The organism is Ruegeria sp. AL1 (assembly GCF_056540905.1).
In genome coordinates this window covers 34,011-48,128 of record NZ_JBQFXP010000004.1, presented here as the reverse complement: position 1 = coordinate 48,128, position 14,118 = coordinate 34,011, and the positions used below count along the sequence as shown (strand labels likewise).

15 protein-coding genes and 1 riboswitch are annotated in these 14,118 nt (G+C 57.2%); of the genes, 4 read left to right on the top strand and 11 right to left on the bottom strand.

Annotated features, from left to right (window positions below; all coding sequences use genetic code 11):
• Positions 1 to 336: 336 nt before the first annotated feature.
• A complete protein-coding gene (locus ACRZ9X_RS07540; RefSeq protein ID WP_480517399.1) occupies positions 337 to 807 on the bottom strand; it encodes an Lrp/AsnC family transcriptional regulator in 471 nt (156 codons plus the stop codon).
• An 87-nt stretch (positions 808 to 894) separates the two neighbouring features.
• Here ACRZ9X_RS07540 and ACRZ9X_RS07535 point away from each other — a divergent pair, with 87 nt between their 5' ends.
• Both ACRZ9X_RS07535 and ACRZ9X_RS07530 read left to right on the top strand, forming a co-directional pair.
• On the top strand, positions 895 to 1,905 hold the full coding sequence (locus ACRZ9X_RS07535; RefSeq protein WP_480517397.1) for a pyridoxal-phosphate dependent enzyme: 1,011 nt from the start codon (positions 895 to 897) through the stop codon (positions 1,903 to 1,905).
• Positions 1,898 to 3,019 carry a M20 aminoacylase family protein gene (locus ACRZ9X_RS07530; protein ID WP_480517396.1) on the top strand — a complete coding sequence of 374 codons (1,122 nt, stop codon included), beginning with the start codon at positions 1,898 to 1,900 and terminating at the stop codon, positions 3,017 to 3,019. The genes ACRZ9X_RS07535 and ACRZ9X_RS07530 overlap by 8 nt, the downstream gene beginning before the upstream one ends.
• A gap of 63 nt (positions 3,020 to 3,082) precedes the next feature.
• On the opposite strand, the gene ACRZ9X_RS07525 is transcribed toward ACRZ9X_RS07530, so the two are convergent.
• The 10 genes from ACRZ9X_RS07525 to ACRZ9X_RS07480 all read right to left on the bottom strand — a co-directional run bounded on the left by ACRZ9X_RS07525 (position 3,083) and on the right by ACRZ9X_RS07480 (position 12,203).
• Positions 3,083 to 3,982: a metal ABC transporter solute-binding protein, Zn/Mn family gene (locus ACRZ9X_RS07525; protein WP_480517394.1), complete on the bottom strand. Its 900-nt coding sequence runs from the start codon at positions 3,980 to 3,982 to the stop codon at positions 3,083 to 3,085.
• Entirely contained in the window at positions 3,979 to 4,881 is a 903-nt protein-coding gene (locus tag ACRZ9X_RS07520; RefSeq protein WP_480517392.1) for a metal ABC transporter permease, read from the bottom strand. Before ACRZ9X_RS07520 ends, ACRZ9X_RS07525 begins: the two co-directional genes overlap by 4 nt.
• Positions 4,874 to 5,632 (bottom strand): metal ABC transporter ATP-binding protein, encoded by a 759-nt coding sequence (locus tag ACRZ9X_RS07515; protein ID WP_480517390.1) that lies wholly within the window; start codon positions 5,630 to 5,632, stop codon positions 4,874 to 4,876. Before ACRZ9X_RS07515 ends, ACRZ9X_RS07520 begins: the two co-directional genes overlap by 8 nt.
• Entirely contained in the window at positions 5,632 to 5,769 is a 138-nt protein-coding gene (locus ACRZ9X_RS07510) for a hypothetical protein (RefSeq protein WP_480517388.1), read from the bottom strand. Before ACRZ9X_RS07510 ends, ACRZ9X_RS07515 begins: the two co-directional genes overlap by 1 nt.
• Positions 5,770 to 5,974: 205 nt before the next feature.
• A riboswitch (cobalamin riboswitch) is annotated at positions 5,975 to 6,185 on the bottom strand.
• Between the two features lie 85 nt (positions 6,186 to 6,270).
• Positions 6,271 to 6,717, bottom strand: a complete 447-nt coding sequence (locus tag ACRZ9X_RS07505) for an excalibur calcium-binding domain-containing protein (protein ID WP_480517386.1) — start codon at positions 6,715 to 6,717, stop codon at positions 6,271 to 6,273.
• Between the two features lie 102 nt (positions 6,718 to 6,819).
• Complete coding sequence (locus ACRZ9X_RS07500; RefSeq protein WP_480517384.1) at positions 6,820 to 7,227, bottom strand: universal stress protein; 408 nt, start codon at positions 7,225 to 7,227, stop codon at positions 6,820 to 6,822.
• Between the two features lie 64 nt (positions 7,228 to 7,291).
• Positions 7,292 to 7,618, bottom strand: coding sequence for an antibiotic biosynthesis monooxygenase family protein (locus tag ACRZ9X_RS07495; RefSeq protein WP_480517382.1), 327 nt, complete (start codon positions 7,616 to 7,618; stop codon positions 7,292 to 7,294).
• Positions 7,619 to 7,750: 132 nt separating this feature from the next.
• Positions 7,751 to 10,036, bottom strand: a complete 2,286-nt coding sequence (locus tag ACRZ9X_RS07490; RefSeq protein WP_480517380.1) for a glycosyl hydrolase family 28-related protein — start codon at positions 10,034 to 10,036, stop codon at positions 7,751 to 7,753.
• Positions 10,037 to 10,178: 142 nt separating this feature from the next.
• Positions 10,179 to 10,580, bottom strand: coding sequence for a DUF4864 domain-containing protein (locus ACRZ9X_RS07485; protein WP_480517378.1), 402 nt, complete (start codon positions 10,578 to 10,580; stop codon positions 10,179 to 10,181).
• A gap of 48 nt (positions 10,581 to 10,628) precedes the next feature.
• Positions 10,629 to 12,203, bottom strand: coding sequence for a lysine--tRNA ligase (locus tag ACRZ9X_RS07480; RefSeq protein WP_480517376.1), 1,575 nt, complete (start codon positions 12,201 to 12,203; stop codon positions 10,629 to 10,631).
• A gap of 352 nt (positions 12,204 to 12,555) precedes the next feature.
• On the opposite strand from ACRZ9X_RS07480, the gene ACRZ9X_RS07475 reads away from it, so the two are divergent.
• Both ACRZ9X_RS07475 and ACRZ9X_RS07470 read left to right on the top strand, forming a co-directional pair.
• On the top strand, positions 12,556 to 13,503 hold the full coding sequence (locus ACRZ9X_RS07475; protein WP_480517375.1) for an ornithine cyclodeaminase family protein: 948 nt from the start codon (positions 12,556 to 12,558) through the stop codon (positions 13,501 to 13,503).
• Positions 13,504 to 13,694: 191 nt separating this feature from the next.
• Positions 13,695 to 14,117: a tellurite resistance TerB family protein gene (locus ACRZ9X_RS07470; RefSeq protein WP_480517373.1), complete on the top strand. Its 423-nt coding sequence runs from the start codon at positions 13,695 to 13,697 to the stop codon at positions 14,115 to 14,117.
• Position 14,118 lies beyond the last annotated feature (1 nt).

Sequence of the window (14,118 nt, the reverse complement as noted above, 5' to 3'; positions counted from 1 at the left end):
CAAATCTCCTAAAATCTATTTCAACGAATCGGGCGAAAAAAATGCCTACAAATTGATACCACAGATAAGCGTGTTCACTGGAAATGGTCTGCGACGTCCTTTGATGAGATTTTCATCATCTTGTCTTCGAAGGATTAGAACTCCACGCACAGGGGCTCAATTTGCCCGGCCTCACTTGCCAGTGCGCCGGTTACCCAGCCTTATACCCAGCGATTTTTGCCAATATATGGCAATAGACGGCAACCCACGACAAAAGTCAGCTTAAAAACAAAGAGTTTTTTCGCAAAATGGCAACGCGCGGTAAAAGGCTAAGACAGAGCGAGCAGAGCGCCGGGCTTACTCCGGCCCGTCAACCTGTACGCTCAGACCCACTTTTTTGCGTCCCATCACCACAGATGTCCGGAACCGGCGGACATTCGAGTTGTCAAAGAACAGACGCTGCGTGAGCTTTTCAAAGTCATCCATATCTCGCGCGGTGCAAATCATGCAGAAATCGGCGTCCCCGGTGACGTAGTAACACTGCTGCACCATGGGTTCCGACTGAACCTGCCGTGCGAAGGCATCGATCTGGTCCTGACGTTCGCGCTCCAACTCCACCGTGACAATGAAGCTCATGGTGACGCCGACCTTTTTGGGGTCGACGATTGCGACCTCTGCCCGAATGACGCCCGCATGCCTGAGCGCCTTCAAGCGCCGCTGGACGGACGCAACCGAGAGACCGGTTTCTGACGCAAGAGCGTCCAGCCCCATCTTAGCGTCAACCTGCATCAGGCTCAGCAACTTTCGGTCGGAACGATCAAGTTTCATGTATGTGCCTACTGTAAACGAGAAAATTTCTCATAAAATATCACCAAATGATCAAAACACAGCAAAGAAACTCGATACAACAAGGGAATGAAAAACACCATATCTCTCGACGCAAACGCGCCGGCAGCCTTGTTGCGGGCATGTCCTGTATATGAGCCTTCTCCCCTGGAAAGCCGCAGCTTTGAAGGGCGCCCCGTTCTGATCAAGGACGAGACCAAAAGGATGGGCCTTGGGGCCTTTAAAGCCCTGGGCGGTGTCTATGCGGTCGCCCGGTTGATCGAAGCACACATCGGCGAGGTGGTGGAACCAGCCGCTCTTCTGGACGCCCCTGCGCGTGCAATTGCGGGCACCATGACATTCGTGTGCGCCAGTGCTGGCAACCATGGCATGGCCGTGGCTGCAGGTGCACGCCTGTTCGGAGCCCGGTCCCGCATTCATCTATCCCAAACCGTGCCCGAAGACTTTGCCCGGCGCCTGCAGGACAAAGGGGCCGAGGTTGTTCGTTCGGGCGCGGATTACGAGGAAAGCGTTGCCGCAGCCATCGCAGATGCTGAGGCAACCGGCGCAATCCATCTCGCCGATGGGTCATGGCCAGGATACACCGAACCTCCGCGTCTGGTGATGGAGGGGTACACGGTATTGGCCGAAGAAATGCGCGCCGCGCTGGAAGACAGTGGGCAATGGCCAAGCCATGTCTATTTGCAGGCTGGTGTTGGCGGGCTGGCTGCAGCCGTTGCCTATATGATCCGGTCCAACTGGCCGGTTCAGCCCAAAATTACCGTGGTTGAACCCGACGCCGCCCCGTGCCTGCGTGACAGCGCCCTGGCCGGTCACATGGTTACGGTCGAAGGGCCTGTCTCGAACATGGGACGGCTGGACTGCAAAACGCCATCGATGTTGGCGCTGGACATCCTGAAGGACTGCGCAAACGAGTGGGTCACCATCAGCGATGCGCAGGCGGAATCAGCGGTAGAAATGGCCCGTGATCTTGGGTTCTCGACCACGCCTTCGGGGGCGGCAGGGTTGGCCGCATGCATGTTCCGGGACGATGTCTTGCCCCTTGTCATCTTGTCTGAAGGCGGTGTTTCGGATGATTGATCTGGCTGCCTTTCGCCGCGATCTGCACGCTCATCCGGAAACCGGGTTTGATCTGGATCGGACTGCCGGGCTGATTGCCACCCGGCTTGAGGCAGCGGGTTTGGACGTTATGCGCGGCATCGGCAAAACTGGCCTTGTGGCGACCCTTCGACGCGGCCCCGATGACACCGCAATCGGATTTCGGGCGGATATGGATGCGCTGCCCATTCAAGAAGCCAACACATTCGCCCACTGCTCGACGATTCCGGGTAAATTCCATGGCTGCGGGCATGACGGGCACAGCACTATGCTGCTGGGGGCTGCGATGAAGCTGGCGTCGGACCCCTCGCTGGACCGGACCATCCACTTCATCTTTCAGCCGGATGAAGAAAACGGGACCGGCGCAGAGGCCATGATCTCGGATGGTTTGTTCGAGCGGTTTCCGATGGCGTCGATCTACGGGTTGCACAACATGCCGGGCATGGCGCTTGGTCATTTCGCCACGCAGGCCGGTCCGTTCTGTACCTTCGAGGACAATTTCGAGATCAGGATCAAAGGGCGCGGCGGTCATGCCTCGATGCCCGAGCGGGGAATCGATCCGCTTGTTGTCGGGTCTTCAATCGTCCTGCAGTTGCAATCCATCGTCTCTCGTACCTTGCCACCCAGCGCCCATGCCGTCGTCTCGGTCACCGAGTTTCTGACCGATGGAGCGCGCAATATCTTGCCCAGCACTGTCGTGCTGAAAGGTGATTGCCGTGGATTTTCGGACGACGTGTCCAAAGCCATCGAAAGCAGAATACGTGCCATTGTCGAAGGGATTTGCGTAGCGCAAGGCGCGTCGGCGCAAGTGGATTACACTACGTCCTTCCAGCCCCTCGTCAATGATCCGGGCGCGACAGCTATCGCAGTCAGGGCAGCCGAGACAGTTGGATCAGTGGATGCCGATTTCGGGCGTGTCGGATTTTCCGAGGACTTCGCCGCGTTTCTGCAGCACCGTCCGGGTGCGTTCGTCCTGATGGGAAACGGGACCGAAGGCGCGTCCGCGATGCCACTGCATAATCCGGCTTATGATTTCAACGACGCGGCTGTCGCGCATGGAATTGCGTTCTGGGCAACACTTGCGCGTCAGATCTGAGCATCCTGCACACAGGGTTTGCGAGGCAACGGAGTGACCGCTGCCTCGCCCTTTGGTTTCCAATCAGCTTGCTGTTTCGTGCGCCAGTGCATCCAGCAATGTACCAAGGTTGTGCTGGAACATCGCAAGATAGCTTGTCGCCGGGCCGCCGCGTTCCGACAGCGCATCCGAAAACAGACGCCCACCAATCACGATGCCCGTTTCCGACGAAATCTGTTCGACCAGCGCGGGGCTGGTGATGTTTTCGACAAACAGCGCCGCTGCACCTTCCGCTTTCAACTGATCGATCAGAACAGCCAGATCACGGGCCGAGGGCTCGGCCTCGGTATCGATCCCGACAGGGGCCAGAAAAGTCAGGCCATAAGCATCGGCCAGATAACCAAACGCGTCATGAGCGGTCACAACGGTGCGGCGGTTCTTGGGCAGGTCTGCCAGTTTCGCCTTGGTCTCGGCATCCAGCGCTTCAAGCTCGGCAATATAAGCATTGGCGTTGGTTGCAATCTGGTCGGCATGCTCGGGCATGGCCTCTGTCATGGCGGCCGCGACATTGGTCACATAGATCACACCATTCGACAACGCATTCCAGGCATGGGGGTCGATCTCGCCGTCAACCGTAACCGGCGTGACGCCTTCGGTTGCGACATGCACCACGGCTTCGGTACCTGATTCCGCGATCAGAGTGTCAGACCATGTCTCAAAGCCCAAACCATTTACAAAAATGATATCCGCCTCGGCCACTGCACGGGCATCGGCGACCGATGGCTGGTACACATGCGCGTCGGCATCGGGGCCCACAATGGTTGTGACAGTGGCCAGATCGCCCACCACCTCTTCCACCATGTCACCGAGGATCGAGAAGCTGGCGACGATCTTCACGTCATCTTCAGCAGCCAAGGCCGGAAATGCGGCCAGAGCAAACGACACCGACGCAATGCCGGCATAGAGGGACTTAACAAGAGTCATTGTGCTCTCTCTTCATGTTGAATTTGCGCAACCGGAGTGTCTTTTGGAACAGACGTCTTGCGCGGCCGTCTGCCAAAGCCAAGCGGCCCAAAAATGGCCGAGATCAGGAAAAAGCTGCCCGCAACCAGCACAATGGCCGGGCCGGACGGGGTTTCAGGGAACAGGTATGACAGGGTCAATCCGATCCAGCAGCTTGCGAGAGCGAAGATAAAGCCCAACACCAGCTGCCCGGTGATCGTGCTGGCCCAATAGCGCGCAGCGGTCGCCGGCAGGATCATCAGACCCACCGCCATCAGAGTGCCCAGTGTCTTGAACGCCGCCAGCAGGTTCAGGACCAACAGCAGCATAAAGCCCTGATCGACCAGCCATGGCCGCCGCGTCTGGGTTTCAAAAAAGACCGGATCGCAGGTGCTAACGATCAGGGGCCTCAGCAGCACCGCGAACGAGACCAGCGTAACAGTCGCCACCCCCCCGACAAGCAGCATGGACGCATCATCAATGCCTAGGATCGAGCCGAAAAGGAAACTCTTCAATGGAACCGCAGACCCTGCCGCCGACAAGATGAAGATACCCACCGCCAGAGCGATCAGATACAGCGAGGCAAGGCTGGCATCGCTGCGCAGGATGGTACGGCGCGCCAGCATCGCGGTCAGCAGGGCAACGCCCACGCCCGCAATCAGCCCTCCGACCAGCAGCGACATGACCGACAGACCTGCCGTCACGAAACCGATGACGATGCCGGGCGTGATCGCATGGGCCATCGCCTCTCCCGCCAGAGACAGGCGACGCAGGACCAGAAACGCGCCGACGGGGGCGACCGAGGCTGACAGCACCGTGGTCGCGACAAATGCGCGGCGCATGAATGCAAAACCCCACATTTCACTGATAAGATCAAACATGCGCAGGCTCCGTTTTTGCTGGGTCACCCCGGAACATCCACGAGGCCTGGCTTTCCGACAGATACCCCTGAGCGACCAGCCTGTCAGGGGTCAGTACATCGTTGACGGGACCATGCGTGGCCTCTTGCCCGCCCAGCAGCAACGCGTGGCTGCAATGATCGAGAACCGAAGACAGATCGTGCACCACCAGCACAACAGCACGTCCTTCGTCGCGCCACCGGCGGATAATCGACAACAGATGGGCTTCGGTGCTTTGATCGACCGCCGCAAAGGGTTCGTCCAGCAAGATCAGCGGGGCGTCCTGCATGATGACCCGCGCAAACAAGGCGCGCTGAAGCTGACCACCGGACAGCATGTGAAGAGGGCGATCCGCGATGTCCAGCACCCCGGCTTCGTCCAGAGCCTCGGTCATCCGCGCGCGCGCCGCGGCATCCAGCCCGGTCCGGAAGCCAAAGCCCCGCCACGCGCCCATCGCAGCAAGGTCGCGGACGCGGATGGGAAAGCGCCGGTCGAACTCGGTCATCTGCGCGAGATAGCCAATTTCACGAGGGCGTCCGTTGGGCCAGTTCAGGCTGCCAGACAGCGGGTCCATCAGACCCAGCAGCATCTTTACGAATGTGCTTTTGCCCGCTCCGTTGGCACCCAGCACCGCCAGCGTAGTTCCTGCCTCGATGTCCATGGACAGGCGATGGAACAGCGTCAGATCCCGGTATCCCAGCGTCAGATCGCGAATTTGAAGAACAGCCGACATCAGATCACCGCATAAATGGCAAGCCACAACACCGCCGAAAGCGCCAACGCCCCTGCGACCAGCACCGGTACGCTGAATTCTGTGAAACAGCGACCTTGAGGCATGTCCGGGTTCAGGTCACGCACGCGCCGGGTCATCGGGCCACTCCGCAGCCCGTGTCACCGTGGCGCCGCGCAGGTTCGGCCAAACACACCCCACAGGATTCGCGGGGTCGGACAACTGGGTTTTTCATCGGCAAAGACTTCGCCTCCTCGGTTCGGATCAGGGTGAGGCGAGTGCAAAGTTTTGTACGGCGACGCCGCATGAAACACTGTCATTCCCCTCTGGGACACCCCGCCCAGGTTCGTTATTTATCGGATGGCAGGTCTCCTGACTTGCGGGTCAACGCTGTCCCGATCCTTCCCAGGCCAATGCCCAGTGGACGATCTCGGGTCGCTCACCGCCTACAGTTGCGGGGGCAGTCACGGATTTGGTCGATGAAACCGACCGCACCGTATTCCCTTTTATCCCGTCCCGCAATCTGCGGTTAGGAACCATCGCGGTGACAAAACACGAAAGGGGTTGATTTGACAAGAGCCCGATCTAACACGAAGTGGTTAATTGCTTACAACCCCTCACCGATCAGCAAGCTGTCGCCCTTATGGTCTGAGGAATTTGGCCGTTCCGACAGTGCGCTGACCAGGCGCAGGCTTTGGCTGTGATCGGTCAGCACTTGTACCTGGCGGGACGGCGATTCGCTCATCCGCGAACCCGTTGCGTTCACAGGCCACCCCGTCCTGGTCGGGATCGTTTCTCAGATGATACCCGGGCCCGCCTTCATAAAACGGACCAATTCCCATCGATGCCGCTGCATCGCACCCTGCCATCGCGATCAGGTGGATCACTGCGCCTTCACGGTCGTATTCGCTGACCCGCATGTAAACTCCGATCGCTATAAGCCCGGTGCTCAGCGGCAAAGCCATGATCATGAATAGGATACGAAAAGGCGACAATGCCTTGCGACGCGTTTTGTCCGCGCGCCTTTGACGTTTTGTCGCCCGGCGGGTCTTACCTGATTGCTGATCTGGATGGGTATCGGCTGACATACCGCCAGCCCTACCGCAGATATGTGGCAAAGCCGAGGCCAACGCGTGACAAGAGCCTGAAACGCACGATATTTCAGGCGACCAAAGCTTGTGAACATGCGTTTATCTCACGACGTGGACAGCACAAGCGGCGTGCCGCACCACATGCGCCGCTGTCGAGCCAAGCAGCAAATCCTGCATGCCCGGACGATGAGATGCCATGATGATCAGATCCGGTTTGTTCGCTTGGGCCCAATCCAGAATAGTGCGCCCGGAATGCCCCTCGACCACCAATCCATGCGCGTTGGGCAAATCGGCTGCCAGCTTGTCAAGCTCATCCTGAATGGCCTTGCGGGCCTGGCTCAGGTATTCAGCCGGCATATACGAAATTGCATAATCCGGGATGTGTTCGACCACATGCAAAAGTATTATCTCGGCCTCGGGTGTCGCAAGAAGCCGTGACAGCTTGATCGGCCCTGAAATATCCCGCGTTGCGTCAAATGAGATGGGGACAAGAATCTTGTGATACATAACGAGGCCTCCGTGATTACACGCTTATCCTGGCCTCGATTTCGATATTCGGCTTTGATCCAGGTCAGGATTCGCCAAATGTTTCAGCGACATCGTACATGACCGGCTCAAAGCTCTTGCAAAGTTCATTGATTTTGCGATTGCGATCCCGCATCTCTGAGGTGCGCAGCATTGCCAGAAAATCCTCGCGCCGTGCCCACTGTGAATAATTTGCGATCCGCGTCTGCGCATCGTTCACATGCAATCCGGCCGCAATAAAGCCAGGCTGCTTTGAAATAAATTCCGCGTAAGCATCCGTCAGCGCCTCAAGCAAATCTTGGCAGGTTCCGGGGGTCATTTCAAATGTAGTGATAACGGTCTGAGTAGTGTTGTCTTTGGAAATCTTGGGCATCTGGATTCTCCTGTCTCGGCTTCGAGACTAACACAAGATTTCCTCAGGCAATCATAAACTGCAAAACTTTGTGATTGAAATTCCGGCAAAAAAGCTGACCGCAGCACACGCTGCGGTCAACCGGTTTCGCATCTATCGCTCCATCCGCATAGTCACCGAAGCCGTGCCTTTCACCGCCTCGGACCACCGCAGCCGGACATTGCTCTGACCTGTCCCCTGATTCAGTTCAACATATGGGGTGCCGTAAAGCGTCCTGTTCAGAACGGTTTTCAGGGCACCAAGGGTCACCACTGCATCACAACCCCGCGCCTTGGCGCCAAAGGGCAACCGACCCTGCGAATTGATCAGCCACGCGGACGAGGTCGAGTTCTGCGAATGTCGAATGCGCAGCGGGTTTGCACACGGAGTGGTAATTTTGTGGAAGGTGTTGTTTTCAAACGCAACGTTTACGTGCCGGTCGTGATTGAGGTCGGCGAAACTGGTATCCACCCGCTCGGCCCGGTCAATATTGACGTTGTTCACACGGAACTTGTTCCCGGTCACCGTCACGCCGTTCAGATAGTGACCGCTGCCATAAGGCCGCACCACAAAATAGCTGAACCAGGGCGCTACATCGCTGGAATAGAAGATGTTGTCCGTGACACTCAGCGCACTGAACGAGAAACCGGTTGTATAAACCGGGTTGGTGTCCCGTTCGTTGGTCCACTCGATAAAGCAGTTGTCGACGTAATTCTCGGCAACGGACGAGCTGTTATAACCGCCAATCAGAACCAGACCCGCGTTGCGAATGCCATTTGTGACGTTATCGCCCTGAAAGAAGTGGTTTCCAAGGACCAGGTTGTTGTCGCCGCCCAAGACCGCAAAGTGATGAAAGCGGGTGGCGCGGTTGTGACGCAGTTTCACGTCGTTTGCGTTGCTGTTCAGCGCAATCGAACTGCGATCTGCCACGTCCAGACTTTCTTCAGTAGACAGGAACTGGCAACCGTCGATCAGCATGCCCTGACAACCGGTCCCGATGGACGTGATCCCGCGATCTTTCGGGCGGCTGATGAAACAGTCCTTCAGAACAAACGTATTGCCGGACGGGGCCAGCCGGATTGCACTGCACCGGCCATTACATTGAATCTCAATTCCTTCCATGTTGAACTTCTGCAACGCGCTGAAACCGCTGAAATCCAGAACATACTGATACGCGGTGAACGTAAAGTTCTGGGTTCCTGCCGCATCATAAATTGGTGCATTCAAGGTAATTTCACCAGCGGCGTCATCTTTCGAACGCACGTAGATTTCGCGACCAACTCCGCTGCCTTCCACCAGCGCTCCCACGGGGATGTTGGCGACATTGGCGACATTGGTCAGCTTGAACGGATCATTTGGATCATAGGTCGCAACCGAGGTGAAACTGCTGGTGTCCCAGGCGCTGCTGCTTTTCACGTCAAACTGACCGTTGCGAATGACACGCCGGGTGGCATAACCGGTTCGGTTCGGCACAGCAGCCGCCATATCGATCGGCGCATCGACCGAGATCTTGCGGCCACCCATGTCCAGCGATTCATGGTCCGAGTTATTCAGCAAAGCCTGAAACGCCTTCTTGAAGGCCAAGGCCTCGTCTCCGAAAGCAGAGATATATGTTGGCAAATCAAAATTCTTTGTCAGCAACAGCATCTTGTCATCCGGCATCGTGACGGTGCCGTCAAACTCGATTTCCGACGCGAGACTCGTGTTCTGCGCCAGATGAAACACCCCTTGCGGTACGTAAACGCGACGGCCATTTGCCACCTGATCGGCGGCCTCGAAGGCCGTCGAGTCGTCTGTCGTACCATCACCCACCGCGCCGAAATCGCGCACATCCACCACACCGATCATGTCGCGCAGAAAGACACGTGTGATATCTGAAATCTCGATATCATCGACACGGACAACCGCGCCGTTTGCCCCCTCGATATCCAACCCGAAATGCCCGTAAATGGCCGATGCCCCCCAGGACATGTCCACGCCGGGCCGCAGACCGGTTCCCACAATGGCGGTAATCTCATGGACGCTGCCATATCCGGTCAGCTGCGTCGCCGGTCCTTGTTCGATCAATCCCGGAACATGCACATCACCGGCGCCCCCGGCCCAGCCGGCAATTCGAACGGACGGCAACGGTCCACTGATGGCTTTAACCCGCGCCTTGATCTGCAAATAACATCCCGGCAAAAGCTGAGTTTGCCCCATATACCGCAGTTGCTGAGTGGCGGCTGTCTTGAAGATTTCCAGGCAACCGGCGAAATCGGCATCGGCCGGGACAAAAACACCCGAACCCGACCCTTCATAGGTTGGCGATCCGGGCGTGCCATCGCCGCTGGACCAGACATTCAGACCGTTCGCGAATGCAGGCGGCATGAACACGATGCCGTCGGTGATTGCCTTGTTCATAGAAATCCCTTTCCCAATCGCGCCGCAGCAAGGGGCAACGCGCATAAACCCAGTGGCCGGGGCGATATGCCCCGAAACGCAAAAGTCTGAGTATCGAAAAGGAATTAACCGCCGCTCATATCACCGTGACGGTCCTGTTGCGCTATGCCGACGGGTCGGATTGGCTAAGCAATTGTACACCGTTGATCTTCCATCCGTTTTCCAGCTGCACCATCTGGTAATCCAGAATGTGTACTCGGCCCTCGCCATCCATGATCATGACTTTCTGCCACAAGGCTCCGGCCACTTCGCGCAGTTCGAGAAACCGCACATCCGCTGGGCGCCAAACCATCGGATAGCCGTTGCGCACCATCGCCCCAAAGTTGTCCGGGGTGCGGAACAGGTTCTGGATATTGGGACTGGCAAAGGCAAAGGCGGTGGCAAAGTCATCCGCCTTGAATGCCTGAATCTGCGCCGCGATATTGGCTTCGATCTCGGCGTTCTGGGCAAACGCCCCCGAGGCCAATCCGGCGCTCAGCGATACAGCAAGCAATAGTCGACGCATGGGGCCACCTCCTGACCGAAGGGTAGCCCCATGTGCGATCAGGTCAAATCAGACCAGTTCTCCGGCCAGCGCCTTGTCGATCAGAGCAATCGTCTCAGGCACACCATAAAGGGCGATGAACCCGCCAAAACGAGGCCCCTGGCTTGCGCCCAGCAGCACTTCGTAGAGCGCCGTGAACCAGCCGCGCATCGGATCAAACCGCTCGCGCCCGATGGAATAGACCACCGATTGCAGCGCTTCGTCTTCCATCGGTCCTTCATAAGCCGCCAGCTCGGCCCGAAGCGCCTCCAGCGCCTCACGCTCCTGATCCGTCGGTGCGCGGTGCTGACGCGTCGGTTTGACGAAATCGTTGAAATAGCGCACCGCAAAGCCCGCCGCCTGATCCAGATCGGGGTGCGTCTCGGCCGTCGCCTCGGGCGCATAACGGCGAATAAAGCCCCACAGCGCCTCCTTATCCTCGGCCCCGGATACCGAAGCCAGATTCAACAGCATCGCAAAGGGCACCATCAGGGTGGATGCAGGCACATCCCCGCCGTGAATATGCCACACCGGATTGTTCAGCTGCGCCTTCAGATCCTGCCCCGGATAAGCGCGCAACTGCTGATGGTATTCATCATAGGCTTTCGGGATCACGTCGAAATGCATCCGCTTCGCGGTCTTGGGCTTTTGATACATGAAGTACGCCAGAGATTCAGTCGGCGCATAGGTCAGCCATTCGTCAATCGACACACCATTGCCGGACGACTTGGAAATCTTTTGCCCGTTCTCATCCAAGAACAGTTCGTACGAAAAATGCTCGGGCGCACGACCACCCAAAGCCCGGCAGATCGCGTCATAGATCTTCTCGTTGGTGGCATGTTCCTTGCCATACATCTCGAAATCCACGCCCAGCGCCGCCCAGCGCGCGCCGAAATCCGGCTTCCACTGCAGCTTTACGTTTCCGCCGGTGACCGGAACGGTCCATTCCTTGCCGGTCTCGTCATCGAAGGTCACGGTATAGGTCTCGGCACAGACCTTCTTCATCGGCACATACATCACCCGCCCGCTTTCGGGATGCAGCGGCAGGAAGATCGAATAGGTTTGCTGGCGTTCCTCGCGCAGGCTTTTCAGCATGATCGCCATGATCTCGTCATAACGCTCGACCGCGCGCTTGAGCACCTCGTCGAACTGCCCGGATTCGTAGAATTCCTTGGCCGAATAAAACTCATACTCGAACCCGAACGTATCGAGGAACCGCCGCAGCATAGCGTTGTTATGTTCGCCAAAGCTCGGGTATTCGCCAAACGGATCAGGGACCGAGGTCAGAGGCCGCTGCAAATGTTGCTCCAGAATCTCAGGATTCGGCACATTGCTGGGTACCTTACGCATCCCGTCCAGATCATCCGAGAAACAGATCAGCTTGGTCGGAATATCCGACAGAGCCTCGAACGCGCGTTTGATCATGGTGGTCCGCGCCACCTCGCCAAAGGTCCCGATATGCGGCAGGCCCGAGGGGCCATAGCCCGTCTCAAACAGCACATACCCCTTGTCCGGAGCGCCCTTCTGGTACCGTTTGAGCAACCGCCGCGCCTCTTCAAACGGCCACGCCTTGGACGTCATCGCGGTTTCACGCAGGTCGGACATTGATTTGCTCCATCGGGATAAGCGCCGGACACCCCATGCACCCGGACCGGCCCCTGTTATTGTGCAGGTGCAGTATGAGTCAATAAAGGGTGGGAATTTTCGTGTCTCTAAAGGCCAGAGTGACATTTGTTCGATGCTAGGCCTACCTCGCAAATGTCCGCAACGCGGGACGAAGTTGCCGTTCGGCAAGGTTCACAATCTTGGGAAATGAAGACGCATTTCCTTTTTTTCGTCCTGGATCGGGCGATTGAAAGTTACGGTTTAATTTTCTTCTGCGAAGGTGAACCGATAAGAAGAACGGCCCAAAATAGTGTATTTGTCAGAAAGCAAAATTGCTGAGGTGAGGAAAGCCATGACATCTGAGAACGCGCTGATTTATCTGTCTGACGAGGACCTCAGGGGTTTGGGCATCCATCCTTCTGAAGTTGCCGATGCCATTGAGTCCGCTCTGATAGACAAAGTTAAAGGAAAGCTGCAAACCTCTCCCAAAACAGTCATCCTGCCCGGAGACGGACGCTATGCAATGTCTACCTTGGCAATGGGAGATGATGATTTCATCGTGACCAAGCAGGTCACATTGTGTCCGCAAAATCCGGCGAGGGGATTTCCCGCAATCAACGGTGCAATCATGGTTATGGATGCACAAACCGGACGACTTCGCGCGGTCTTGGGAGCGAATTGGATTACGGCAATCAGAACTGCTGCCCTGTCAGTGGTGGCAGCGCGTAGGCTTGCTGACCCTCATGCCGAGACCGTGGCTTTTGTGGGCGCGGGGGTGCAAGCTCACTCCCATCTTGCTGCGTTTTCAGAACTTTTTTCATTGAAACGAATCCGCGTGTTCGGGCGAGGCAAAGAGAATGTCGACAAATTTTGTCGTTATGCTCGAGGACTGGGGCTGGAAGCTGAATCGTGCACTAATGCCAAAGACGCTTTGTGTGATGCCGATCTTATAGTGACATCGATAACTTTGGACTACTCTATCGAACCCTTCTTAGATGGCCGATGGCTGAAACCGACCGCCTTTGCGGCGATAACAGATATCTGCATTCCATGGATGCCAGCAGGCATGGCTGCCTTCGAAACGGTGATAGTCGACGACCGACAACAGGAACTGGAAAGCGACAAGCCGATGTTGCCATACGAGCAAATTGCTGGCGATTTGGGGGAATTGGTCACTGGGAAAGTCGATATCCGAGCGCGCAATAAACCGGCGGCATTTGCTTTCAGAGGAATTTCATTGGGCGATTATGCTGCTTCGGTTCTCGCGGTACGCCGGGCCGCCGACATACCCGTGAAATGAGGCCAAAGACATAAAATGTGCTTTAGAATTAGAAGTCGAAATGGTTGCTTTTGGGCGCCAAGCCGTCAATTACGTCACATACGGAACAACCTTGCCCCTCAGATCGCTTTCTCCGCCCCCAAACAATCGGTTGAACCTCCCCGCACCCCCTCCTATCGTGCGCGCAAAGACCTTTTGTTCAGGACGATCCCATGGCCCAGCAAACCCCACCCTCCATGTCTCCGCAGGATTGCCTCGTGGCGATCATGGTCGCGATCTCGGCATCGGACGAGACCATCCGCACAGCCGAATTGGTCAAGATAGAAGGGGCGGTCAACATGCTGCCCGTGTTTGCGGGCTATGACATCGACCGTATCCGCGTCGTTTCACAGGTTGTGTTCGACCTGTTCGAACAGGAAGAAGGTCTGGATGCGCTGTTCGGTCTGATCCGCGACAGCCTGCCCGAGCGACTCAATGAGACCGCCTATGCGCTGGCCTGTGATGTGGCTGCCGCAGATGGTTCTCTGGCCGAGACGGAATTGCGCCTGCTGGAAGAAATCCGGCACGAGCTGGACATCGACCGCCTTCACGCCGCCGCCATCGAGCGCGGCGCGCGGGCACGCCACACGACCTGAG

What these genes read in the sequence shown, in the direction of transcription:
- ACRZ9X_RS07540 (WP_480517399.1), bottom strand. Translation starts at nt 807, where the DNA reads ATGAAACTTGATCGTTCCGACCGAAAGTTGCTGAGCCTGATGCAGGTT.
- ACRZ9X_RS07535 (WP_480517397.1), top strand. Translation starts at nt 895, where the DNA reads ATGAAAAACACCATATCTCTCGACGCAAACGCGCCGGCAGCCTTGTTG.
- ACRZ9X_RS07530 (WP_480517396.1), top strand. Translation starts at nt 1,898, where the DNA reads ATGATTGATCTGGCTGCCTTTCGCCGCGATCTGCACGCTCATCCGGAA.
- ACRZ9X_RS07525 (WP_480517394.1), bottom strand. Translation starts at nt 3,982, where the DNA reads ATGACTCTTGTTAAGTCCCTCTATGCCGGCATTGCGTCGGTGTCGTTT.
- ACRZ9X_RS07520 (WP_480517392.1), bottom strand. Translation starts at nt 4,881, where the DNA reads ATGTTTGATCTTATCAGTGAAATGTGGGGTTTTGCATTCATGCGCCGC.
- ACRZ9X_RS07515 (WP_480517390.1), bottom strand. Translation starts at nt 5,632, where the DNA reads ATGTCGGCTGTTCTTCAAATTCGCGATCTGACGCTGGGATACCGGGAT.
- ACRZ9X_RS07510 (WP_480517388.1), bottom strand. Translation starts at nt 5,769, where the DNA reads ATGACCCGGCGCGTGCGTGACCTGAACCCGGACATGCCTCAAGGTCGC.
- ACRZ9X_RS07505 (WP_480517386.1), bottom strand. Translation starts at nt 6,717, where the DNA reads ATGTCAGCCGATACCCATCCAGATCAGCAATCAGGTAAGACCCGCCGG.
- ACRZ9X_RS07500 (WP_480517384.1), bottom strand. Translation starts at nt 7,227, where the DNA reads ATGTATCACAAGATTCTTGTCCCCATCTCATTTGACGCAACGCGGGAT.
- ACRZ9X_RS07495 (WP_480517382.1), bottom strand. Translation starts at nt 7,618, where the DNA reads ATGCCCAAGATTTCCAAAGACAACACTACTCAGACCGTTATCACTACA.
- ACRZ9X_RS07490 (WP_480517380.1), bottom strand. Translation starts at nt 10,036, where the DNA reads ATGAACAAGGCAATCACCGACGGCATCGTGTTCATGCCGCCTGCATTC.
- ACRZ9X_RS07485 (WP_480517378.1), bottom strand. Translation starts at nt 10,580, where the DNA reads ATGCGTCGACTATTGCTTGCTGTATCGCTGAGCGCCGGATTGGCCTCG.
- ACRZ9X_RS07480 (WP_480517376.1), bottom strand. Translation starts at nt 12,203, where the DNA reads ATGTCCGACCTGCGTGAAACCGCGATGACGTCCAAGGCGTGGCCGTTT.
- ACRZ9X_RS07475 (WP_480517375.1), top strand. Translation starts at nt 12,556, where the DNA reads ATGACATCTGAGAACGCGCTGATTTATCTGTCTGACGAGGACCTCAGG.
- ACRZ9X_RS07470 (WP_480517373.1), top strand. Translation starts at nt 13,695, where the DNA reads ATGGCCCAGCAAACCCCACCCTCCATGTCTCCGCAGGATTGCCTCGTG.